This window comes from Microbacterium sp. Cr-K20, assembly GCF_000708325.1.
Classification (GTDB): domain Bacteria; phylum Actinomycetota; class Actinomycetes; order Actinomycetales; family Microbacteriaceae; genus Microbacterium.
Genome location: NZ_JARE01000021.1, coordinates 1 through 22,023 on the forward strand (window position 1 = coordinate 1; position 22,023 = coordinate 22,023).

A 22,023-nucleotide genomic window follows, 5' to 3' on the forward strand; every position below is an offset into this window, starting at 1 on the left:
CGCCCAGGCGCGCACGGACGCCCAGATCGAGGCCTTCGTCGGCGCCGGCGAGCGCGGGATCGGGTCGCAGCGCGTCGCGGACCTCTCCGCGGATGAGGACGCCGCGCACGTCGGAACCGAGCGCGTCGTCCATGCGGTCGTGCTGTCCCTGGTCGAGTTCCCCTGCCGCGAGTTCGACCGAGCGACCGAAGGTCGTCATGCTGACACCGAGTGAGACGATCTCCCGATCGTTGTCGGTCGCGACGAGCTTGGGCGCGACGATCGCCGCGGAGGGCGAACGCTCGAGCGTTCCCCGGAGCCGCTCCAGCGCCCGCGGATGCGGAGCCGTGTCCTGCGCGAGCAGCCAGATCGCGGAGCCTGCGTTCACACGGGGACGCGCGAGCTCCACCGCCTCAGCGAACGAGGTCGTCGTGCGAGCTTCGATGATCCCCTCGACGACGGCCGCGACGGCTTCGCTCTCGCGCAGGGAAGATGCATCGCCGCACATGACGAGCGTCACCGCCTCGGCGGGCGAGGTCTGGGAGCGAACGGCTTCGAGAGTGCGGAGGAGTTGCGCGCGGGACGAGGATCCGGGGCGCGCGACGATGATTGCGTGAACTCGGGCTGGCATGACGTCGTCAGCCTATGCGTGTCAAGACCTGCCCTGGAGCAGTGGACGCGGCGCGCCTGCGAAGCGATGCGGCCGCAGCCCGCGGCGACCGGCTCAGCCGATCAGCTGGCGCGACGCCGATCAGCTGGCGCGACGCTTGAGCTTGCGGCGCTCGCGCTCGGAGAGTCCGCCCCAGATGCCGAAGCGCTCATCGTTGTTGAGCGCGTACTCGAGGCATTCGCCACGCACGTCGCAGGTGGTGCAGATCCGCTTGGCGTCTCTGGTCGATCCGCCCTTCTCCGGGAAGAAGGCCTCAGGATCCGTCTGCGAGCAGAGGGCGTCGGCCTGCCAGGCGAGGGCGTTGTCGTCGTCGGCGGCGTCCGTGCGTCGCACCCCGGGAACACCGAGGTTGATCGGATCGACGAACCAATTCTCCGGTACGTCGGAACGGTATCCCGTCATCTCGATCTCCAACCCTGTCTCCGCCCCCCGGCGGGCCGTGCGCATGACTAATTACACCCGTGTCATTCGCTCCGGTCAAGTCGCGGATCGTAAACCCTCAATACGGTCTTGAAGGTTCATGACGATCCATCGGCGTGTCGCGGCGCGGCGTTCAGCGCCCCGGTCCGGCCACGAACGCCTCGCCCTCGCCGGACACGGTGAGCATGCTCTCGTCGCCGCCCGCGAAAGCCACGCTTCCCACGGGGACCTGCACTTCCTCGCCGGACGAAGAGGTGACCGTGATGGCCCCTGCGGTCGCGAGCACCATCGTCGGTCCCGAGACCTCGACCGTGATCGGAGCGCCCCCCACCGTGACCCTGCTGAGCGCGAAGTCGGGTACGGGAACCGGATAGACCGTGACCGCGTCGCCCTCCGCAGGCCGCAGCACCGGGACCTCACCGGGCGTCGGGTCGAGGATCGCCAGCAGCTCGGGGACGTCGATGCGCTTGGGAGTCAGCCCGCCGCGAAGCACGTTGTCGCTCGCCGCCATGATCTCGACGCCGAGACCCGAGAGGTAGGCATGCAGAAGGCCGGCGCGCAGGAACACGCCCTCTCCTCGTCGCAGCACGACATGGTTCATCAGCAGCGCCACGACCACCCCAGGATCGCCCGGGTAGTTCGCCGCCACGCCCGCGATGGCACTCAGCGTCGTGCCCCACTCCCCCGTGTCGGTTCGCTCCGCTGCCCGCACCACCGCGGCGATGATCTCGTCGACCTCTCGCTGCACGTCGCCTCCGAGCAACCACCCGATGGCATCCCGCAGCTCATCGGCTCCGCCCCCGAGACGGGCGCGGAGCTGTGCGACGCCGTCGCTGTCGTCCAGCAGGTCCAGCAGAGCGAGCGTGTCCTTCACCGGGCGCAGGCCGCTCAGCGATTCGAACCGCTCGCTGAGAGCCACGATGAGTTCGGGTTTGTGGTTGTCGTCGCGATAGTTGCGCTGCGGGTCGTCTGCGGCGAGCCCGCTCTCCCTCGCCCAGCCGTCGCGCGCCTGCGCGATCGTCGGATGCACCTGGATCGAGAGCGGCCCGCCCGCGGCGAGCAGCTTCAACAGGTACGGGAGCGTGCCGCCGGTGATCTGATCGAGGGTACCGCCACCCGCGACGTCCGCGGGATCGCCGGGATGATCCCCGAACCACACCTCCGCCTCGGGGGCACCGGTCGGCGTGCGCCCTTCGAGTCCGGCGAGGAGGGAGTCGGATCCCCAGGCGTAGTCGCGGGGTGCGTTCGTGAGGCTCAGCAGCATGCCACCAGCGTAGAGCCGCGCTGCGGCGTTCAGGCACGCGCCGAGCGCGGCGCGGTAGCCTGAACGCGATGGCCCAGTACACCAAGCACCCGGTGACAGCCCCGCCCTCGGCGCCGGAGCGCGAGTCGACGGGGCACCTTCTGCTGCGCGGTTATGTGATCCTCGTGCTCATCGTGACCTTCGCGCACACCGCGGTGTACAACCTCATCGGCATGGAGGGCGCCGCCGTCACCCTCGTCGTCTTCACTCTCGCGACGCTCGGCATCGGTATCCCGATGCTCGCCCGGAACCGCCCGCAGCCGTTCCGCTGGCGTCGCCTGCCGTGGACGGCGATGGGATACGCGACACTCGCCCTGGTCTCGGTCGCGTGGTCCCAATGGCGAGGACCGACGCTGATCACCTGGGTGCTGCTGGCGGCCGTCACCGTGAACGGGCTGTTCATCGCCCACGTGCTCACCTGGCACGAGATCATCCGGGCCCTCTCGTCCGCCTTCAAGTGGATCCTCGGGCTCTCGCTGGCGATCGAGCTGTGGGTCTCACTCGTCCTGCACGGGCCGCTGCTGCCGAACTTCGCGACCGTGCCGAAGGGGGAGATCGACCCGCAGTGGTACTGGGTCAGGGACAACCTCTTCGACGGCGGACGGATCCAGGGCATCGTCGGCAACGCGAACCTGTTGGCGATCATCTCGCTGTTCGCGATCATCACCTTCGGCGTGCTGTTCGCCGCTCGCGCCCGCTGGCGCACGACGCTCGCCCTGTGGATGCTGCTCGCGGCGTACTTCCTCTTGCGTACGTCGTCGGTCACCGCCCTCGCATGCGCGGCCGCCGCCGCGCTGGTCCTCCTCGTGGCGCTGCTGATGCGCCGCGCCCGCACCCCGGGCGCCCGCACGCGCATCTATGTGACGGCCATCGGCGGCACAGCACTGGCCGCCGCCGCCGTCTGGCTGCTGCGCGAACCGCTACTCGGACTGGTCGGGCGCAGCTCCGACCTCACCGGCCGCTCCGACCTGATCTGGTCGAAGGTGCTCGAGCGGGTGCGGGAGCACCCCCTGTTCGGCAACGGGTTCTCCAGTCCGTGGATCCCGACGGACCCCGCCTTCGACCACTGGATCGTGGATCACGGCATCACGGTGTTCCACGCCCACAACATGTGGCTCGACGTGCTGTTCCAGCTCGGCGTGCTGGGCGTGATCCTGATGGGGATCGCGTACCTGAGCCTGCTGTGGCGCTCCTGGTTCTTCGCGGTCGACCGGCCCCGCTGGGATCTCCACGCCCGACGTCCCTTCTCTCCGCTGACCCTGCTTCCGAGCCTGTTCACCGTGGTGCTGCTGGTCCAGGGCTTCTCGGAGTCGACGCCGATCATGCTCTGGGGGTGGATGCTCCTGGTGCTCCTGTCCTTCAAGCTGAAGTCGGTGCCGCTGGTGGGCGTCGGGGAACGCGATCTGGTCTTCGAACGCGGCACGCGGCAACGGCGGGTTCCGTGACACCGGTCCGGCCGTTGGTCCGCCTGCTCGGCTCCGTGGAGCTCGCGCGAGCCTTCACGCTCACGGCGCTCACCGCCATCTTCGGCTCGTACGCGATCGGACGGATGACCTCGACGGTCACCCTGGCCACGATCATCGCGGTGCTGTGCGTGCTCGGCGCCGCGATCCTCTGGGTGCGCCGCGACGAGCTCTCCCCGCTGCGCATCGCTCCCTCGTCGCTTTTCGCCTTCCTGGGCTGGGCCCTGGTGAGCATGGTGTGGACGACGGACCGCTCGGACACGTTCTTCGGATGGATGTCGCTGTTCGGGTACGCATTCCTCGCGATCACCATCGGCCATATCCGCGACACACTGCAGACCGTGCGCGCCATCGGCGACACCCTGCGTGCACTGTTGGCCCTCTCCCTCGGGGTCGAGATCCTCTCCGGCATCCTGCTCGACGTGCCCTTCACCTTCCTCGCGATCCAGGGCGACCTCGCCGCCGGCGGCCCGGTGCAGGGCCTGTTCGGCAGCCGCAACATGCTCGGATTCGTCGCGGTGATCGCCCTGATCACCTTCGTGATCGAGTGGCGGACGCAGTCGGTGAACGCTCCTCTCGCGGTGGTCTCGGTCGGCCTCGCCGGGTCTCTGGCGTTCCTCTCGGCCTCTCCCACCGTGCTCGTGCTCGCGGTCGCGGTCGGCATCGTGACGCTCGCCCTCACGATCGTGCGGCACACGTCGCCGGCGCGGCGAAACCTCGTGCAGTGGATGCTCGGCGTCCTGGTGGCGCTCGCACTCACGATCGCGTTCGCGTTGCGCCATCAGATCATCGCCCTGCTCGATGCCGGATCGGACTTCTCGATGCGCGCGTCGCTCTGGAACACGATCCTCGACTTCGTCGCCCTCAAGCCGATCCAGGGCTGGGGGTGGTTCGGCGACTGGGCGCGCGGCGAGTACCCGTTCACCTACATCAACTTCCAACTCGACGACCATCACCAGAGCGCGCTGAACGCGTTCTTCGACGTGCTGCTCCAGCTCGGGGCCGCAGGGCTGGTGCTCTTCCTGCTCCTCGGCGGGGTCGCACTGATCCGATCCTGGCTGGTCGCGAGCGTCCGGCGGTCGGTGGTCTACGCGTGGACGCCGATCATCCTCGTCACTCTCGCCGTCGACTCGATGTTCGAGAGCTTCACGCTGGTCGGAGCCGGGTGGTTCATGCTCGTGCTGTGCGCGCTGCGCGCCGGACAGTCGCGCTCCTGGCGCGAGAACATCGATGCCGCCCACACAGGCGCGATCTCGACGCTGCGTTCGCTGGAATAGCCGACGCAGTCGCCGCTCGCGGTGTCAGAGCGTGGCGCGCAGTTTCTCCGCCCAGGCGATCGCGTCGCGGACCCCGTCGTCGACCGACCGTTCGGCGTGCCACTGGAGCACCGCCGCAGCGCGGTCCACGATCGCGAATGCACCGGCCTGATCGCCGGGGCGGCGGTCGGTCTCCGTCACCGGAAGCGGCTCGCCCGTCACCCGCTCGAATGCCGCGACGAGTTCGCGCACCGTCACGCCGTCTCCCGTGCCGAGGTTGATCACCTGGTAGGGGTCGTCCGGCGTGGCGACCTCATCGAACTTCTGCACGGCCGCGACATGCGCGAGAGCGAGGTCCCAGACGTGGATGTAGTCGCGAAGACCGGAGCCGTCGCGGGTCGGCCAATCCGTGCCCGTGATGGTGAAGGCCTCCCCCGCCACGCGCGCCTGCATGATCTTTCCCAGCGCGTGCGACGGCGTCGGGTTCTGCAAACCCGTCCGCAGCCGCGGGTCGGCACCGATCGGGTTGAAGTAGCGCAGCGCGATCGCGCGGAAGTCCCCCGCCGTCGCGGCGTCATCGAGGATCTGCTCGACCATCGCCTTGGTCTTGGCGTACGGGCTCGACGGCGCGAGCGCGCCGCCCTCGTCCACGCCGTCGCCCGTCTCACCGGCATAGACGGATGCCGAGGAGCTGAACACGATACGCGGGATACCGGCGTCGCGCAGACGCCGCAGCAGCGCGATCGTCTTGCCCACGTTGGCGTCGTAGTACCCGAGCGGGTCGGCAACCGACTCCGGCACCACGATGCGGGCAGCACAGTGGATCACGGCGTCGATGTCCGGATGATCCGCGAGCAGCGCCTCCACCACCGAGCCGTCGGCGATGTCGCCGACGTAGAGGTTACGGCCCTCGCCGAAGGATCGAAGCCCCGTGGAGAGGTCGTCGAGGATGACGACGTCGATTCCGGCCTCGATGCATGCCGTCGCGACGGTTGAGCCAATGTAGCCGGCACCGCCGGTGATCAGTACCTTCATCGCGGTCAGTCTACCCAGCGCATCCGAGGGGGCACGGGGCGACTCTCCGCAGATGCGAAGGTCATCGACGGTAGGCTACTCACTGCTCGTCGAGTCCCGCACTGTCCTCTGACAGTGGCCTGCGGCACCAACATCGGAGAACCTGCCAGTGGCCCACGTCCTTCAGAACGTCGTCTTCCCACTTGATCGCGACCCCGACCTTCTTCCGCTCTACGCCGACCCGGAGACCTGGTCCGTGATCGAGGACGAACCCGTCCGCGTCTCGAACCGCGCTCACCTCGGGAACATCCTCGGGCGGCATCGCGCCCGGATCGTGGCGGGGCGGCGTGTGTCGATGGGAACGTACTTCAACGCCTTCCCCGCGTCGTACTGGCAGCACTGGACGAGCGTTCGGCAGGTGCAGCTCACGGTGCGCACCACGGGTCCCGCGACGATCCTCGTGTACCGCTCCAACGGTTCCGGCGTCCGCCAGCGCGTGGCCACCCGCGAGGTGACGGGCGAGGCATCGACGTCCTTCGACCTCGAGCTCACACAGTACAGCGACGGCGGCTGGATCTGGTTCGACATCGTGGCCGATGAGAAGCCCGCCGTGCTCGAGGGCGCGGAGTGGACGACCGACCAGGAGCCGAAGCGCACCGGCAAGGCCTCGCTCGGCATCACCACCTACAACAAGCCCGACTACTGCGTCGAGACCCTGCGGGCACTCGCCGCGTCGCCGGACGCTCTGGAGTTCGTGGATCGCATCTTCCTGATCGATCAGGGGACCCAGCTCGTCGCGGATCAGGAGGGCTACGACGACGTCGCCACGAGCCTCGGCGAGACGCTCCAGGTGATCCGTCAGGACAACCTCGGCGGATCCGGAGGATTCGCTCGGGCCATGCACGAGACGCTCCAGCGTCCGGAGAGCGACTTCGTGCAGCTCCTCGACGACGATGTGCGGCTCGAGCCGGAATCACTGCGCCGCTCCATCGTCTTCGGTCAGTACGCGACGACGCCGGTGCTGGTCGGCGGTCACATGTTCGACCTGCTCGACCGCCCGAAACTGCACGGCTGGGCCGAGGTCGTCGACGAGCATCCGTTCATGTGGCGCAACCTGTATCAGGAGAAGATGCCGCACGACTTCGGCGTCTCGAACCTGCGGCAGTCCACGCTCCTGCACATGCGCATGGACGCCGACTACAACGGTTGGTGGATGTGTCTCATCCCCCTCGATGCGATCCGCAAGGTCGGCCTCTCCCTGCCCGCATTCATCAAGTGGGACGACGCCGAGTTCTGCCTCCGCGCCGGCGAGGCAGGCTTCCCGACCGTGTCCATGCCGGGAGTGGCGCTCTGGCACGTCTCCTGGGTCAACAAGGACGACACGATCGACTGGCAGGCGTACTTCCACGCCCGCAACCGGATCGTGGCGGGGCTCCTGCACTCGAACGCGCCGAGGGGCGGTCGACTGCTCGTCCACAGCCGCCGCGTCGACCTCAAGCACCTCATGATGATGCAGTACTACCCCGTGGCACTGCGTGCACAGGCACTGCGCGATGTCCTGTCCGGACCCGAGCACATGCGTCGCAACCTGGCGACGGCCATGCCCGCCGCCCGTGCCCTCGCCGCCGACTATCCGGAGACGGTCGTGCACCGCGACCCGTCCGCCGTGCTGCACGCGCGTCGCGGCCGCCAGGTGTACAAGCAGCTCCCGAAGAACGACCTGGACAGCCCGAAGGGGATGCGGTTGCGGTTGTTCACCCTCTCCACGCTGACCTCGCACTTCCTCCACCGCCCGAACCCGGCGAACATCGCACAGCCCGAGGTCGAGTTCGGCAAGGAAGACGCGCACTGGTGGCGCGTCCCGGCGTTCGACAGCGCACTGGTGAGTGCCGCCGACGGCTCCGGAAAGAACATCTACACGCGTGATCGCGCGAAGTACCGGCGGATGCTGCGTGACACGGTGCGGCTGCATGCCGAACTCCGCCGCCGCTGGCCGGATCTGCAGAAGCAGTACCGCGAGGCGCTGCCCGATCTCGTCTCACCCCAGTCCTGGCAGCAGATCTTCGAGGAGAAGGCATGACCGCGGCGCCCGCTGCATTCGACCCCACGGCCGCGACGATCGTCATCGTCACCTTCAACCGCTCTCACCTGCTCTCGGGTCTGCTCACGAGCATCACCGCGATGGACCCCAAGCCCGGCCACGTCGTGATCATCGACAACGCCTCGGCAGACGACACCACCGACGTCGTCGAATCGTTCCGCGAGGACATCGGCACCGAGATCGTGTACCGGCGACTCGAGAAGAACACCGGCGGCTCCGGCGGCTTCAGCGAAGGCATGCGCACCGCGTACGAGCTCGGCTCCGAGTGGATCTGGATGATGGACGACGACGTCGAGGTGCTCACCGAGGGGCTCGCGAAGATGGGCGCCTGGAGCAGCCGGTTCAAGAGCATCCAAGGGCGCCGCTTCGACTACGACGGCAGCGAGTTCTACTGGCAGTACCGCATCGCCGAGCGCATGGGCATCCCCATTCCGTTCGCTCCGTCCGGCTTCGACGAGACGGGCTACAAGGAGATGAACAGCGGATGCTTCGAGGGCATGTTCATCCATCGCTCGATCGTGCAGCAGATCGGCCTCCCCGACCCGCGGTTCTTCATCTACTGGGACGACCAGATGTACGGGTGGCTGGCCTCGCGGCTGACGACCGCGGTGATCGTCGACGAGTTCGTGCTGCGCCGCACCCGTGAGATCAAGCAGTGGGACATGGGCATCCGCCACATGAACGCGTCCAGCAATGCGTACCGCTACTACATCATGCGCAACCGCGGATTCATCAAGCAGTACTACCGCGTCCACGGCGTCTACAACCCGGTGCTCTTCGGCCTCGGCACCGCGGCGACGTTCTTCAAGGAACTCATCCGGCTCGTGTTCGTCGAGAGGACCGTGCGCGGCACGAGCAACCTCTTCCGCGGCATCCGCGACGGCGGCAAGGCCGGCCGGGACCGCAGCTGGCAGCCGATGCCTCCTCTGGAGGGGTGACGATGGACGATTCGCAGCCGGAACTGCGCTGGGCACCTCTGCCTCCGCAGCCGAGGCGGACCGGACGGATATGGCTCATCGTCGGCCTCTCGGTCGCCGCTCTCGCGATCGTGGGCCTGCTGCTGTTCTTCCTCCTGCCGCGGGGCGACGCCCCCACCCCGTCGGAGTCCGCATCGCCGACGCCGACGGAGTCGACGACTCCAACTCCGACGACGACGCCGACGCCGACGGCCACGCCGACGACCACCGCCGCTCCCGAGCCGGAGCCGACACCGGCCCTCACGCCTCCCCCGGCGACCGACCCCACCGTCGAGGTGTTCCGCGGACAGGTGAGCGGATGGCTGAACTCCGCACCCCGCGGGCTCGACATCATCGCGGGCGCCAGCGGGCAGGACGCCCTCCCCGTCGTCGACACGCTGCAGCAGGACGCGCAGCGACTGTCGGATGCGCAGGCGCCTTCATCCATCGCCTCGAAGTGGTACGACGGTGTGACGGACTACGCCCAGCGTCTCACGCAACTCCAGGCGGCGATCACGAACGATTCCGGTGTCCCCGCTGCCGTGGATGCGGCACGGAAGTCCGTCACCGCCCTCCGGAGCCTGGTGGGTCTCTGAGCGGACCGTCGATCAGCTCGTCGAAGCGCTGATCGCTACACCGCGTAGTCGGCGTTGTAGCGGTCCAGCACCTCGGCGATCGGCGCATCCAGCGCCAGCGCGCCCTTGTCGAGGTAGAGTCCGCGGGTGCAGAACCGTCGGAGATCGCGCTCGTTGTGGCTGACGAAGAACAGCGTCCGTCCCTCGGCCAGCAGCTCGTCGATGCGCTTGTAGCACTTGTCGCGGAAGGCCTTGTCGCCGACGGCGAGCACCTCGTCCACCAGCAGGATCGGTTCGTCGAGCTGGGACACGACGGAGAACGCGAGCCGGACCTTCATGCCGTTCGAGAGGTGCTTGTAGGGCGTCTCCTCGAAGCCGGCGAGCTCCGCGAACGCGATGATGTCGTCGTAGCGACGGGATACCTCGTCGCGGGACATCCCGTGCAGGCCGGCCGTCAGCCGCACGTTCTCACGCACGGTGAGGTCGCCCACGAATCCGCCGGTGATCTCGATCAGGGGGGCGACGCCGCCGTTCACGGAGACGGTCCCCTCGTCGGGGAGCAGAACCTTGGCGACCAGGCGGAGCAGCGTGGATTTGCCCTGCCCGTTACGTCCCACCACGCCGATCGATTCCCCCGGTTGCACAGTGAAGGACACATCACGGAGCGCCCAGAACTCACCGGGACGCGAACGTCGCGAGGAACCGGAGAAGAGGTCCTTGAAACTGCGTCGGCCCCTCCGGTTCCGGCGGAACCGGACTCCGAGACCCTGCACTTCAATCGCCGCCGACATCACAGCTCCTTCAGCACAGGTCGTTCGAGGCTCCGGAAGGTCCACACACCGAGAGCGAGGATGACGATGCACATCACGGCACTGATGACCACCGGCGCGGTCTGCCACAGGTCGGGGAAGAAACCGACCCGATAGAGCGTGAAGATGCCCGCGAGCGGGTTGAACGCCCCGATGGTGTCGAAGGGCGCCGGGAGATCACGGAAGCTGTAGATGACGGGCGACGCGTAGAACAGGGCGCGGAGAATCAGCGCGGTGGTGCGCTCGAGATCCGAGTACAGCACGCAGAGCGGGGCGACCAGGAGCCCGAGACCGACCAGCAGCATGATCTGCAGGAGTACCGCGACCGGAAACCAGAGCAGCATCCAGTTCACATGAGCGCCGCTGAACACGGCGAAGAGGACGAGCACCGGAATCGAGAGCAGGAACTCGATCCCCTTGCTGAGCACGATGCGGTTCACCCAGATCGAGCGCGGGATCGCCGTGGACCGCACGAGCCGCGCGTCCTTCTTGAACGCCCGGGTGAAGTCGGACACCGAGGTGTTGAACCACACCCAGGGCAGCAACGCGACGATGAGGAAGACGATGTACGGATCTTCGCCGACGCTCCTGTTGAAGACCTGCGTGAAGACGAACCAGTAGATCGCGCTCATGACGAGCGGATCGAGGATCGACCACAGGTAGCCGAGGGAGCTCGTCGCGTACCGGACCTTCAGGTCGCGGGCGGACAGCAGCCACAACGAATGCAGATAGCGCCGGGGCGTCCCGGGCGCCCCGACAGCAGCGTGACTCACGATGTCGAGTCTAGGAGAGAGTGTTGTTCCAGAGCGACAGCGCCGAGCCGATGGCCATGTGCATGTCGAGGTACTGGTACGTACCGAGCCGGCCGCCGAAATGGACCGCCTTCTCCCCCTTGGCGAGTTCGCGGTAGGCCAGCAGCCCTTCCCGGTCGGCCGGGGTGTTCACCGGGTAGTACGGCTCGTCCTCGCGCTCGGCGAAACGCGAGAACTCGCGCATGATCACCGTCTTGTCCTGCGCGTAGACGTCCTTGCGCTCCGGGTGGAAGTGCTTGAACTCGTGGATGCGGGTGTACGGCACATCCATGTCCGGGTAGTTCATGACGCTCGTGCCCTGGAAGTCGCCCACGTTCAGCACTTCCTGCTCGAAGTCGAGCGTCCGCCAGCTCAGCGCCCCCTCGGTGTAGTCGAAGTAGCGGTCGACCGGTCCGGTGTAGACGACCGGGAGTTGACCGACGGTCGCCTTCTTGCTGAGCGGCTGCGCGTCGTCGAAGTAGTCGACGCCGAGCTTGACCTCGATGTTGGGGTGGTCCGCCATGCGCTCCAGCCACGCGGTGTAGCCGTCCGTGGGAAGGCCCTCCCAGGTGTCGTTGAAGTAGCGGTTGTCGTACGTGTAGCGCACGGGAAGGCGGCTGATGATGTCGCCCGAGAGCTTCTGCGGATCGGTCTGCCACTGCTTCGCGGTGTAGTCGCGGAAGAAGGCCTCGAAAAGGGGGCGCCCGACGAGGGCGATGCCCTTCTCCTCGAAGTTCGCGGCCGTCTTGGCATCGAACTCGCCCGCCTGCTCCTTGACCAGTGCACGCGCCTGGTCGGGCGTGTAAGCCGACTGGAAGAACTGATTGATCGTGCCGAGGTTCACCGGCATCGGGAAGACCGTGCCCTTGTGCGTCGTGTAGACGCGGTGGACGTAGTTCGTGAAGCTGGTGAAGCGGTTGACGTACTCCCACACCGTCGCGTTCGAGGTGTGGAAGAGGTGCGCACCGTAGCGGTGGACCTCGATGCCGGTCTCGGGCTCCGCCTCGCTGTAGGCGTTGCCGCCGATGTGAGGGCGGCGGTCGATGACGGTTACCTTGCGGCCGGCTTCAGCGGCGCGCTCAGCGATGGTGAGGCCGAAGAAACCCGACCCGACGACGAGAAGATCCATGCACCAATCGTATCGGCGGCGACTGCCCGAACCTGCGCGTGTCGTCTGAGAGACTGGAACCATGCCGAATCGAGTCGGCGGTGCCGTGCGCCGCATCTGGAGCCACAGCGCGGTTCGCTACCTCGTCATCGGCGGATTCTGCTTCCTGGTCGATGCCGGATTGCTCTGGATCGCTCACGACCTCCTCGGCGTGCCGCTCGCCGTCGCCACCCCCGTCGCCTTCCTCGCTTCGTTCGCCGTCACCTACACGCTGCAGCGGGTCGTCGCGTTCGCCTCCGATTCGAAGGTCGTGCCCAGCGTCGCCCGCTACACCGCGCTGGTGATCTTCAACACGATCGCGACGACGGCGATCGTGTGGTTCGTCGACTCGCTCGGTGGCGGATGGTTCGTCGGCAAGGTGCTCGCCGTGATCGCGACCACCGTCTGGAACTACTTCGCCTATCGTTACTGGGTGTTCACCAATCCACCGGCTCGGAGTTCGGATGTATAAGAATGCGGTCATCGCGGCCGTCGTCCCCGCGTACAAAGAAGAGAAGATGATCGCGAAGGTCATCCAGACGATGCCGGACTACGTCGATCACATCGTGATCGTCGACGACTGCAGCCCGGACGGGACCAGCGACGTCGTCCGCAGCATCGAGGATCCCCGCGTGACGCTGATCCGTCATGAGGAGAACCAGGGCGTCGGCGGTGCGATCATCACCGCGCACCGGACCGCGATGGACCTGGGCGCGGATGTCAACGTCGTGATGGCGGGCGATGCGCAGATGGACCCCGATTACCTGCCCACACTGCTGGACAAGGTCACGGACGGCGGCTTCGGGTTCGCCAAGGCCAACCGCTTCTACTCCCCCGAGTCGTTCCGCGGCATGCCGGGGTATCGAGTGTTCGGCAACGTCGTGCTCTCCTTCTTCACGAAGCTGGCTTCCGGCTACTGGAACCTCTTCGATCCGCAGAACGGGTACACGGCGATCCGCACCGAGGCTCTCGCACGGGTGCCGCTCGAGCGCGTCGCGAAACGCTACAGCTTCGAGAATGATCTGCTCATCCACCTGAACATCCTCCAGGTTCCGGCGACCGACGTGCCCATTCCCGCGGTGTACGGCGACGAGGTCTCCAGCATCCGCTTGAGCAAGGTCGTCCCCGAGCTTCTGCACCGGTTGACGGTCGGCTACTGGTCGCGGATCTGGTACCGCTACGTGCTGTGGTCCTTCTCCCCCATCGCGCTTCTGCTGTTCATGGGCCTGCTGCTTTTCGTCGTCGGGCTCGGCATCGCCGTCTGGGTGATGTTCCAGATCGCGAGCTCGGTCGTGGCGACCGCAGCCACGGTCATGCTCGCGGCGCTCCCGCTCATGATCGGGACGCAGATGCTGATCAGCGCGCTGCAGCTCGACATCCAGGCGACGCCCTCGACGCCGACGTACTCGCCGTTCGACGCCAGGGTATGAAAGAGCGGGCGGCCGACAGATGCCGGCCGCCCGCTCTTCCTCACAGCGCTAGGCCGCCGTGCCGACCACGATGCGGGGAGTGCCCGTCCATCGCTCGGCGTCGGTGGCCGCGCGACCGTCGACGAGCAGCTTGACTCCGGGCAGCTGTGCGGGAGCGAGCTCGCGGTAGTCGGCGTGGTCGGTCTGCAGGATCGCGAGGTCGACCTCTTCACCGATCTCGTAGGGCTCGAAGCCGAGGCCGCGCAGTTCTTCGTCGGTGTAGAGCGGGTCGTGCACCCGCACCTCGGCGCCACGATCCCGTAGCGCCTTGACCGTGGGGAAGACTCCCGAGAAGGCCGTCTCCTTGACGCCTCCGCGGTAGGCCGCGCCCAGGACCACCGCGCGCTGACCGGAGAGCGACCCGAGGATCCCCTCCGCCTGTGCCACGAGACGCTCCGGCATCGACGCGTTGAGCTGACGGGCGACCCGCACGATGTCCGCGTCGGGATCGGTCGCCAGGTAGAGCCGCGGGTAGACGGGGATGCAGTGTCCGCCGACGGCGATGCCGGGCCGGTGGATGTGGCTGTACGGCTGGGAGTTGCAGGCTTCGATGACCTTGTAGACGTCGATGCCGTGGGATGCCGCGAAGAGGCCGAACTGGTTGGCCAGGCCGATGTTCACGTCACGGTAGGTGGTCTCGGCGAGCTTCGCCATCTCGGAGGCCTCGGTGCTCCCGAGGTCCCAGACGCCGTTGGGGCGGGGCAGGTCGGTGCGTTCGTCGAACTGGAGGACGGCCTCGTAGAACTCGCGCGCACGGCGGTTTCCCTCGGCGGAGAGGGCGCCGATGAGCTTCGGGTACTTGCGGAGGTCTTCGAAGACGCGCCCGGTGAGCACACGCTCCGGCGAGTAGGCGAGGAAGAAGTCCTCGCCCTCCGTGAGGCCCGATCCCTCTTCCAGCATCGGCTTCCAGCGGTTGCGCGTCGTCCCCACGGGCAGCGTGGTCTCGTAGGACACGAGGGTTCCCGGGGTGAGGTGCTCGGCGAGCGACGCGGTCGCCGCGTCCATGTACTTGAAGTCCGGCTCCCAGGTCTCGTCGTTCACGAAGACCGGCGCCACCAGCACGACGGCATCCGCGCCGGGAATCGCCTCGGCGTAGTCGGTCGTCGCACGCAGACGACCGGCGGGGATGAGCTCGGCGAGTCTCTCCTGGAGGTGCGCCTCGCCGGGGAAGGGCTCGCGCCCGGCGTTGATGGTGTCGACGGCCTTCTGGTTGACGTCGACTCCGATGACGTCATGGCCGGATGAGGCGAACTGGACGGCGAGGGGAAGCCCGATCTTTCCGAGGGCCACGACGGCGATACGCATGGGGTCCAGTCTACGGGGCGGCAGAGGTCCCAGAGCGCTCGGCGACCGCGGTCAGAAGATGCGCCCGATCACCGGCACACGACGCAACGGCACGACCAGCGCGAACGACAGCACGACCACGATGAGCCACACCAGAACGGCCGACACGACGGACGTGGTCGCGGCATCGGCGAACCAGGGCACGGACCGCACGGCGATCAGGAGCGCGAAATGCACGAGGTAGACCCCGAAGGTCGCCTCCGACAGGGTCCGGATGACCCGCCCCGTACCGGCGCCGACGTCACCGGAGAAGAGGCTGTTGACGAAGACGAAGAGGGTGACGGCGATCACGACCGTGACGGGGCCGAGATAGCTCTGCGGAAGCAGCGCTGCGAGCAGCGACGCGGGGTCGACGGCACCCGCCTGAAGGATCGTCCACCCGATCGCCACTGCCGCGATCGCGCCGCACGCCCACAGGCGCGCACCGGTCAGACGGAGATCACGCAGCGCGTATCCGGCCACGAAGTAGCCGACGTAGGGCAGCCACTGCGTGAGTGCGCTCAGGATGATCGGCGAGGGGCTCCCTGCCCACGCCAGCAGTGCCGATGTCGAGTACGTCGCGACAGTGACCAGGATGAGGACCCCTGCGAACATGAGCGCCCGCCCGCGGCCGCCGTCTCTGAGAAACGGGCGCAGAACCGGCGCGATGGCGTAGAGGCCGACGATGAGCCAGAGGAAGTAGAGGTGTGTGTAGGGCTGTCCGCGCAGGACGAGCGCGAGCATCGTCGCCGCGCTCTCGTCGAGCCCGCTCATCCACTGCCGCACGACGATCAGGTAGAAGACCTGCCAGAAGATGAAGGCCGGCGCGAGGCGGACCAGACGCTGACGGTAGAACGCGGTGGGACCGGCGGCATGCGGCCGCGCATCGAGTAGCAGGGCGCCGCTGATCATGACGAAGACCGGGACCGCCCAGATGAATCCGGCGTTCAGCGCGACCGCCACCCACCAGGAGCGCGAGCCCTCCAGCTCGGGAGACGAGCGCAGAGCTCCGAAGGTGTGGATGCTGACCACGCCGATGATCGCCACGATGCGAAGGATGTCGAGTCCCCAGCGTCGGTGAGTGAGAGTACCTGGAAGCGATGTCACCCCCGTACGCTATCCCGTCCACGACGCGCGCATCGAAACCGCCGAGCCGCCACCGCGAAACCTCCGTGCTAGCGTGATATCGCCATGGCACACTCTCCCGCGCGCACCTGGTTTCTGCGCCACCGCAGCACGCTCCTCCTGTGGACGATCCTCGCATCGACGTTCCTCCTCACGTACGCCACGTATGTGAGGTGGTACCGGATGTTCTATCCGGACTCGCGCTACTACCTCGCCATGGCGTACCTCTTCCTCGGGAACGATCCCGAGACGGCGCGGCAGCTCACCGTGGACTACGCGGGCCCGCGCAACATCGACGTCCCTCCCGTGGAGGATCTGTTCGGATGGGGCCTGGTGCAGCCGCGCGTGGTGCTCCCGACCCTCAGCGCCCCGTTCATCGCACTCTTCGGTCCGGCCGGCCTCGCCGTCATCCCCCTGTTGGCGACGGCCGCACTCATGGTCATCGCGGTGATCATGCTCCGTCGTCGCTTCGGCACCCTCGTCGCGCTTCTCATCGGCCTGCTCCTGAACACGTCGATGTTCCTCGTCTCCATCGGAACCGGGATGCTCACCGAGGGCCTCTCGGCGCTCTTCACCGCCGTCGCACTGCTGCTCGCGTGGCGTTGGCTGGAGAAGCCCCGACCCTGGATGCTGATCGCGATCGGCGCGGTCACGGTGCTCTCGGCCTTCACCCGCCAGGCGACCCTGATCATGGCCGGGGCTTTCATCGCCGCGTGGGTCATCGGCTCACTGATCGAGCGTCGCAACAGCCGCATGATGCTCCCCGCGATCATCGTGGGCGCGGCGACGATCGGCTGCCAAGTCCTGCAAACGCTCATCTTCCCCTCGTTCTCGCAGCTGGACCAGTTCCTCATGCAGGCCGGCGCGAGCTCGCTGGGCGAAGCCCTCCTCAACGTTCCGCGCATGGCATTCGACATCGTCAGAGCTGATGTCGTGACGATGCTGCGCGGCGATCGTTCGTTGCTCGTGCTGATCTGCCTCGCGGTCGCGGGCATGATCATCTTCTGGCGACGCGTGGAGTCGCACCTGCTGCTCGGCGCCATCGCCGCCACGGCGATCTACAACATCACGAACGGCACGCCCACGCAGTTCCGGTACGCGACTCCCGGGCTGATCTTCTGGCTTCTCGCCGCCGGGATGCTCGTCAGCGCGACCGTGACCTGGGTGCAGCGATCGCGGACCAATCCGACCGGCCTTCCGGGCGCGCCCGACGATTCCGAGCCGGAGGCGTCCGAGTCGGAAGGGGCGGCCGAGCCTGACCGCGGGCCTCAGCCGGACGACGGGCCTCAGCCGGCGGACAGCACCTCGACGACGCGTCGCGCCGCGGAGCCGTCTCCGTAGGGAGCCTCGTCGGTCGGCGACGGGGCAGGACGTGCGACGGTCTCGGCCAGTACCGAGGGGTCCGAGACCAGGGCGTTCCAGCCGAGCTGCACGGTTTCGACCCACTCGGTCTCGGTGCGCACGGTCGTGCACGGCACGCGCAGCAGGAAAGCCTCCTTCTGCAGTCCACCCGAATCGGTGACGACGTGTCCGCTGCTGAGCACCGCGGCGATGAGGTCCCGGTACGCGAGCGGACGGTGCACCCGCAGGTTGCCCTGCTCGAGGTCGATGTCGGCTTCTGCTGCCTTGGCCACCAGCCGCGGGTGCGCGAGCAGGACCGTGGGAGTGGCGAGCGCTCCCAGAGCCTCGATGATCTGCGCGAGACGTACCGGATCGTCGGTGTTCTCCGCACGGTGGATGGTCGCGACCTGGAATTCGCCGGGCGTGAGTCCCAGCTCGTCGATGAGCGCGGAGGGCTCACCCGAGAGCTCGTCCCTGGTCGAGTAGAGGACGTCCGTCATCACATCGCCGACCAGGACCGAACGGGCCTTGAGGCCCTCGTCGGCGAGGTGCGCCATGGCGACCTCGGTCGGCGCCAGCAGGATGTCCGCCGCGTGGTCGGTGAGAACACGGTTGTGCTCCTCGGGCATGCGACGGTTGAACGATCGCAACCCGGCCTCGAGATGCGCGACGGGTATGTGCATCTTGACTGCGCTCAACGCGGCCGCCACCGTCGAGTTCGTATCACCGTAGACCAGCACCCAATCCGGTGCATGGGCGTCGAAGACGGCATCGAGCTGTCCCAGCATCGCCCCGGTCTGCACACCGTGACTCCCCGAGCCGACACCGAGGTGCACGTCGGGACTCGAGATGCCGAGCTCGGAGAAGAAGATGTCCGAGAGCATCGGATCGTAGTGCTGACCGGTGTGCACGATGACGTGTTCCACTCCGGCCTCACGCGCGGCGCGGTCGATGGGGGCGAGCTTGACGAACTGCGGGCGGGCGCCGACGACGCTGAGGATCTTCACCCTACGATCCTATGCGGCGCGCGCCGCCCGTCGCGCCCGGCGCTGTGCGAGGAGCGAAGCCGAGAGGAAACGCAGCGGAGCGTCGCGGTCGAGGGTGCGGTGCAGCGACGGCGTGAGCATCGCGCGGGGCTGCGCGTACCGCCGTCGCCGTTCGACGAGAGCGGCGACGTCTTCGACCGCGGCTCGCGCCCGCAGCCGATCGATGAGTTCGACGTCGAGACGCGAGAGCGAGCGCAGCGCCGACGGCGCCGACCTGAGCAGCGTCTCCAGTGCGTTCGCCGCATCGCTCACGACGGTGGCGTCCAGCTCGCGTCGGCCGAGCGCCCCGAGCACGTGCACGCGGATGAGTTTTCGGACCACAGCCGCCCGAGCCGCCTCGCCGAGCGCGCCCCACATGTCCTCGGCGACGAGCAGCGGCGCGAAGGCGAGTTCGGTCGCGAGCGTTCGAGCGGATTCGGTGACCCGGTCGACGGCATCGTCGCCGACGAGGTAGGCGTCGCCGTCACCCGCGGCGACCACCTTGCGCGCACCGAACCACAATCGGAGGCTCGGTGCGATGTCCTCCCCCGTCTCCAATCCCTCCACCGGGCGTGCCTGCTGGCGGAGGTCGGCCGAGAAGAGGCCCATCGTGCTCGTGCGGTAGCTCAGACGATCACGCACGGGGTCCAGCACGACGCGACCGGGACGGCGCGGCGGCGTGGGAAACCCCTCCCCGACGGTGGGGAGCAGCATCGCCGGCAGGACGGCATCCGCCCCTCGTGTCTCGGCGCGGCGGACCCAGCCGTCCAGAGCGCCCGGGCTGAGTCGATCATCAGAGTCGATCTTCGTGAACCACGGAGCGGTCACCCGGTCGAGGGCGAAGTTCATCGGTCCGGCCGGCGACGGGATCCCGTCACGGAACCCGACGACGTCGACCCTGGCGTCCTCGGCGTACGGCCCGAGCGCCGCGCGGATGCGCTGCTCCTCGATGTTGTGCGCCACGACGAGAAGTCGCACCGGCACGTTCGTGTGCTCGAGGACGCTCTGCGCCAGTCGGCGTACCGGCCGCGACTCGGAGTGCACGGGGACGAGCACATCGACCTGTGCGGACGTGACCATCGTCATCGGCCCGCAATCGTGTCGATGGCGCTCTTCCACACCGGCATCTGCGCTTCGGCGGACAGTTCGCGTGCCGCGTCCGCGGCCGCCGCCTTGAATCCGTCGACGCGCTCCGGGGTGAGGGCATCGAGCGCACGTGCCACGGCGTCGGCCGAGAAGTCATCGGCGACGACTCCCAGTCCGTGGCGCGTGAGCGTGGCGGACATCTCCGGCGACGGTCCGATCACGAGCCCGAGTCGCGCCTGCACGTACTCGAAGAACTTGTTCGGCATCGCATACGCGTTGTTGTAGTTGGTGGGCGCGAGGATGTGGATGCCGACGTCGTAGCCGGCGAGGGTGTCGATCAACGAGTCGAAAGGTACCGGCTCATGCATGCGGACCGCCGGCACCCGTGCGGCCGCTGCCCGGAGTTCCTCCAGGTACGCCGGATCATTCGGTGGGAGATACAGGTCGAGGGTGACATCGGCCGACGTCCGCTCCATCGCCTCGATGAGCGTGCCGAGTCCGCGATTGCGCAACGCCGCACCGGCGTGGACGACCCGGATCGGTGACGACGTCGGGTGAGGTTCGCGCTCCGAGTAGGCGGGCGCGTTCATCACGAGCTTCGTGTCGAAGCCGAACTCGCGTCGATAGCGGTCGGCGATGGCACGGCCGACGGTCGTGGTGGAGGATGCTCGCGAGACGAACTTCCGCAGCTGCCAGCGCAGAAACGGAGCGACGAAGAGCCGGAAGGTCAATTTCTCCGTGTGCAACGTGGGCGCATACTCGTGCAGATCGACGTGGAACCCCTTGGACGGCTCGAGCTCGGCGGCCACACCGGCGGACTCCACCTCATTGGCGAGGATCACGTCGAATCGATGACCGCCGAGATGCTCGCGCGCCCACGCGAGCGCCCGGTTTCCCCAGTACGCGCGGCGGTACTGTCGGGCGATCATCGCCACGCGGGGATAGCGCCAGACCGCGAGCTCTTCGGGGATCTCGAAGTGCTCGACGCTTCCCTCCGGCTTCGGCCCGTAGCCGCAGGTGACGATCTCCCAGTCGTCTCGGAACAGCTCGATCTGACGCCGCACTCGCGGGTCCGACTCGATTCGGGAGAACGAGAGGACTAGCAGCTTCATCTTTGTCTCTTCCTGTCCAGCGCCGTCTCGTAGACCGCATCGAAGGCGGCACTGCGCGCGTCGTCCGAGAAACGGAACTCCGCGCTGCGGCGGATCTCTTCGCGGTCTCGATCCAGAACGTCTTCGACGGCGTCCGCCCACTCCGTCGCGTCCGTCGTACCGACCAGTGCCCCGTCTTCGGGGCGGACGTACTCGGTGTGGCCGCCGTCATCGCCCACGACCACCGGAAGTCCATGACGGAGCGCTTCCGCGATCGCCACCCCGAAGGTCTCCCCTTCCGTGGGAAGGAGGAAGACACGAGCCGAGCCGAGCAGGCCTGAGATCTCGGCGGGGTCTACGTTGCCCCGCAGCTCCACCCTGTCCCGCACCCCGAGTTCGGCGGCCCGGGCGAGCACGCGATCGCGCTCGGGGCCGTCGCCTGCCCAGATGAGACGAGGATCCCGCCCCCGTGCCACCAGCGCCGCGACGGTTTCGACGGCGAGCACGGGGCGCTTCCGGCCGATGAGTCCGCCGACGCCGACCATGAGGAGGTCCGTGACGTCGCGTGGCGGTTCGATCGGCGCAGCCACGGCGTTCGGCACGACGACCGTCGGGCCGGTGCGCGTGCGGCGTACGGCGACGGCGAGCTGCTCGCTGACGGCGACCACTACGGCAGGGTACTTGAGCAGTCGCGCCATCCAGCCCCCGGCCACGCGCACCGGGAGAGGCGCGGTACGCGGGCTGAGCAGGCCGGACCAGTGCTCCGTGTGAACCCAGGGAACAGACAGCCCCCGGGGCACGGCAGGCAAGGCGGAGATCGCATGACTGTGCACGATGTCGACACCGGCGGCACGTTCACGGATGGCTCGACGCGCGCGACGAATCCCCCGGAGTGACGCCGCCGCATACGGGATGCGCTCGACGGCCGCGCCGTCGAGCGGCAGATCGGACGACGTGCTCAGATGCAGCACCGACACCTCGTGGGACCGCCGGAGAGTCTCGACGTCGCGTTGCACGAACACGCCGGTCTGCGGATTGTCGACGGTGGGGTACCACGGGGTGACGATGAGGATCCGCAT

General features: G+C 67.7%; 21 protein-coding genes. 8 read left to right on the forward strand and 13 right to left on the reverse strand.

Translation table 11 applies throughout. The annotated features are described in order from the left end of the window. The 3 genes from GZ67_RS0103660 to manA all read right to left on the reverse strand — a co-directional run. A partial coding sequence (locus GZ67_RS0103660; RefSeq protein WP_029273763.1) for a glycosyltransferase family 2 protein occupies positions 1–610 on the reverse strand: 610 nt, incomplete at its 3' end. Positions 611–730: 120 nt separating this feature from the next. Continuing rightward, positions 731–1,051, reverse strand: coding sequence for a WhiB family transcriptional regulator (locus GZ67_RS0103665; RefSeq protein WP_081859873.1), 321 nt, complete (start codon positions 1,049–1,051; stop codon positions 731–733). A gap of 151 nt (positions 1,052–1,202) precedes the next feature. Beyond that, the gene (gene manA / locus GZ67_RS0103670; RefSeq protein WP_029261983.1) at positions 1,203–2,333 is read right to left on the reverse strand and encodes a mannose-6-phosphate isomerase, class I; all 1,131 of its coding nucleotides are present in this window, start codon (positions 2,331–2,333) and stop codon (positions 1,203–1,205) included. A gap of 68 nt (positions 2,334–2,401) precedes the next feature. Between manA and GZ67_RS0103675 the strand changes: the two genes are divergently transcribed. Continuing rightward, positions 2,402–3,817 (forward strand): O-antigen ligase family protein, encoded by a 1,416-nt coding sequence (locus GZ67_RS0103675; protein WP_029261984.1) that lies wholly within the window; start codon positions 2,402–2,404, stop codon positions 3,815–3,817. Further along, complete coding sequence (locus GZ67_RS0103680) at positions 3,814–5,112, forward strand: O-antigen ligase family protein (RefSeq protein WP_029261985.1); 1,299 nt, start codon at positions 3,814–3,816, stop codon at positions 5,110–5,112. Before GZ67_RS0103675 ends, GZ67_RS0103680 begins: the two co-directional genes overlap by 4 nt. A gap of 24 nt (positions 5,113–5,136) precedes the next feature. Here GZ67_RS0103680 and galE read toward each other — a convergent pair whose 3' ends face one another. Further along, positions 5,137–6,126: a UDP-glucose 4-epimerase GalE gene (gene galE / locus GZ67_RS0103685; protein WP_029261986.1), complete on the reverse strand. Its 990-nt coding sequence runs from the start codon at positions 6,124–6,126 to the stop codon at positions 5,137–5,139. A gap of 148 nt (positions 6,127–6,274) precedes the next feature. Between galE and GZ67_RS0103690 the strand changes: the two genes are divergently transcribed. Genes GZ67_RS0103690 through GZ67_RS0103700 form a run of 3 tightly spaced genes read left to right on the forward strand, consistent with a single transcriptional unit; the run spans position 6,275 to position 9,758 of the window. Next, complete coding sequence (locus GZ67_RS0103690; protein WP_029261987.1) at positions 6,275–8,185, forward strand: glycosyltransferase; 1,911 nt, start codon at positions 6,275–6,277, stop codon at positions 8,183–8,185. After that, complete coding sequence (locus GZ67_RS0103695) at positions 8,182–9,144, forward strand: glycosyltransferase (RefSeq protein WP_029261988.1); 963 nt, start codon at positions 8,182–8,184, stop codon at positions 9,142–9,144. The genes GZ67_RS0103690 and GZ67_RS0103695 overlap by 4 nt, the downstream gene beginning before the upstream one ends. Positions 9,145–9,146: 2 nt before the next feature. Beyond that, positions 9,147–9,758, forward strand: a complete 612-nt coding sequence (locus GZ67_RS0103700) for a hypothetical protein (RefSeq protein ID WP_156027133.1) — start codon at positions 9,147–9,149, stop codon at positions 9,756–9,758. A 35-nt stretch (positions 9,759–9,793) separates the two neighbouring features. Here the strand turns inward: GZ67_RS0103700 and GZ67_RS0103705 are convergent, their stop codons facing one another. The 3 genes from GZ67_RS0103705 to glf are packed head-to-tail and all read right to left on the reverse strand — an operon-like array spanning position 9,794 to position 12,466. Continuing rightward, positions 9,794–10,528, reverse strand: a complete 735-nt coding sequence (locus GZ67_RS0103705; protein ID WP_029261990.1) for an ABC transporter ATP-binding protein — start codon at positions 10,526–10,528, stop codon at positions 9,794–9,796. Further along, positions 10,528–11,319: an ABC transporter permease gene (locus tag GZ67_RS0103710; RefSeq protein WP_029261991.1), complete on the reverse strand. Its 792-nt coding sequence runs from the start codon at positions 11,317–11,319 to the stop codon at positions 10,528–10,530. The genes GZ67_RS0103705 and GZ67_RS0103710 overlap by 1 nt, the downstream gene beginning before the upstream one ends. Before the next feature lie 10 nt (positions 11,320–11,329). Next, positions 11,330–12,466: a UDP-galactopyranose mutase gene (gene glf / locus GZ67_RS0103715; protein ID WP_029261992.1), complete on the reverse strand. Its 1,137-nt coding sequence runs from the start codon at positions 12,464–12,466 to the stop codon at positions 11,330–11,332. A 61-nt stretch (positions 12,467–12,527) separates the two neighbouring features. Between glf and GZ67_RS19580 the strand changes: the two genes are divergently transcribed. Further along, a complete protein-coding gene (locus tag GZ67_RS19580; RefSeq protein ID WP_051662318.1) occupies positions 12,528–12,956 on the forward strand; it encodes a GtrA family protein in 429 nt (142 codons plus the stop codon). After that, positions 12,949–13,914, forward strand: a complete 966-nt coding sequence (locus GZ67_RS0103725) for a glycosyltransferase family 2 protein (RefSeq protein ID WP_051662319.1) — start codon at positions 12,949–12,951, stop codon at positions 13,912–13,914. The genes GZ67_RS19580 and GZ67_RS0103725 overlap by 8 nt, the downstream gene beginning before the upstream one ends. Positions 13,915–13,962: 48 nt before the next feature. Here the strand turns inward: GZ67_RS0103725 and GZ67_RS0103730 are convergent, their stop codons facing one another. Together GZ67_RS0103730 and GZ67_RS0103735 are read right to left on the reverse strand one after the other, a co-directional pair. Further along, entirely contained in the window at positions 13,963–15,258 is a 1,296-nt protein-coding gene (locus GZ67_RS0103730; RefSeq protein WP_029261995.1) for a nucleotide sugar dehydrogenase, read from the reverse strand. A gap of 51 nt (positions 15,259–15,309) precedes the next feature. After that, complete coding sequence (locus GZ67_RS0103735; protein WP_029261996.1) at positions 15,310–16,383, reverse strand: acyltransferase; 1,074 nt, start codon at positions 16,381–16,383, stop codon at positions 15,310–15,312. Positions 16,384–16,467: 84 nt separating this feature from the next. Here GZ67_RS0103735 and GZ67_RS0103740 point away from each other — a divergent pair, with 84 nt between their 5' ends. Next, on the forward strand, positions 16,468–17,742 hold the full coding sequence (locus GZ67_RS0103740; RefSeq protein ID WP_029261997.1) for an ArnT family glycosyltransferase: 1,275 nt from the start codon (positions 16,468–16,470) through the stop codon (positions 17,740–17,742). On the opposite strand, the gene wecB is transcribed toward GZ67_RS0103740, so the two are convergent. From wecB to GZ67_RS19585, 4 genes are read right to left on the reverse strand one after another with little or no spacing between them, the layout of a single operon-like run. Next, on the reverse strand, positions 17,688–18,749 hold the full coding sequence (gene wecB / locus GZ67_RS0103745) for a non-hydrolyzing UDP-N-acetylglucosamine 2-epimerase (RefSeq protein WP_029261998.1): 1,062 nt from the start codon (positions 18,747–18,749) through the stop codon (positions 17,688–17,690). The genes GZ67_RS0103740 and wecB overlap by 55 nt on opposite strands. 9 nt (positions 18,750–18,758) lie before the next feature. Beyond that, positions 18,759–19,853: a glycosyltransferase family A protein gene (locus GZ67_RS0103750; RefSeq protein ID WP_051662320.1), complete on the reverse strand. Its 1,095-nt coding sequence runs from the start codon at positions 19,851–19,853 to the stop codon at positions 18,759–18,761. Further along, positions 19,850–20,965, reverse strand: a complete 1,116-nt coding sequence (locus GZ67_RS0103755) for a hypothetical protein (RefSeq protein ID WP_081859869.1) — start codon at positions 20,963–20,965, stop codon at positions 19,850–19,852. The genes GZ67_RS0103750 and GZ67_RS0103755 overlap by 4 nt, the downstream gene beginning before the upstream one ends. Further along, positions 20,962–22,023, reverse strand: coding sequence for a glycosyltransferase family 4 protein (locus GZ67_RS19585; RefSeq protein WP_051662321.1), 1,062 nt, complete (start codon positions 22,021–22,023; stop codon positions 20,962–20,964). Before GZ67_RS19585 ends, GZ67_RS0103755 begins: the two co-directional genes overlap by 4 nt.

Coding starts and splice junctions, on each gene's coding strand:
- GZ67_RS0103705 (WP_029261990.1), bottom strand. CDS start 10,528: ATGTCGGCGGCGATTGAAGTGCAGGGTCTCGGAGTCCGGTTCCGCCGG.
- GZ67_RS0103675 (WP_029261984.1), top strand. CDS start 2,402: ATGGCCCAGTACACCAAGCACCCGGTGACAGCCCCGCCCTCGGCGCCG.
- GZ67_RS0103730 (WP_029261995.1), bottom strand. CDS start 15,258: ATGCGTATCGCCGTCGTGGCCCTCGGAAAGATCGGGCTTCCCCTCGCC.
- glf (WP_029261992.1), bottom strand. CDS start 12,466: ATGGATCTTCTCGTCGTCGGGTCGGGTTTCTTCGGCCTCACCATCGCT.
- GZ67_RS0103700 (WP_156027133.1), top strand. CDS start 9,147: ATGGACGATTCGCAGCCGGAACTGCGCTGGGCACCTCTGCCTCCGCAG.
- GZ67_RS19585 (WP_051662321.1), bottom strand. CDS start 22,023: ATGCGGATCCTCATCGTCACCCCGTGGTACCCCACCGTCGACAATCCG.
- GZ67_RS0103665 (WP_081859873.1), bottom strand. CDS start 1,051: ATGACGGGATACCGTTCCGACGTACCGGAGAATTGGTTCGTCGATCCG.
- galE (WP_029261986.1), bottom strand. CDS start 6,126: ATGAAGGTACTGATCACCGGCGGTGCCGGCTACATTGGCTCAACCGTC.
- GZ67_RS0103740 (WP_029261997.1), top strand. CDS start 16,468: ATGGCACACTCTCCCGCGCGCACCTGGTTTCTGCGCCACCGCAGCACG.
- GZ67_RS0103755 (WP_081859869.1), bottom strand. CDS start 20,965: ATGAAGCTGCTAGTCCTCTCGTTCTCCCGAATCGAGTCGGACCCGCGA.
- GZ67_RS19580 (WP_051662318.1), top strand. CDS start 12,528: ATGCCGAATCGAGTCGGCGGTGCCGTGCGCCGCATCTGGAGCCACAGC.
- GZ67_RS0103750 (WP_051662320.1), bottom strand. CDS start 19,853: ATGACGATGGTCACGTCCGCACAGGTCGATGTGCTCGTCCCCGTGCAC.
- GZ67_RS0103695 (WP_029261988.1), top strand. CDS start 8,182: ATGACCGCGGCGCCCGCTGCATTCGACCCCACGGCCGCGACGATCGTC.
- manA (WP_029261983.1), bottom strand. CDS start 2,333: ATGCTGCTGAGCCTCACGAACGCACCCCGCGACTACGCCTGGGGATCC.
- GZ67_RS0103725 (WP_051662319.1), top strand. CDS start 12,949: ATGTATAAGAATGCGGTCATCGCGGCCGTCGTCCCCGCGTACAAAGAA.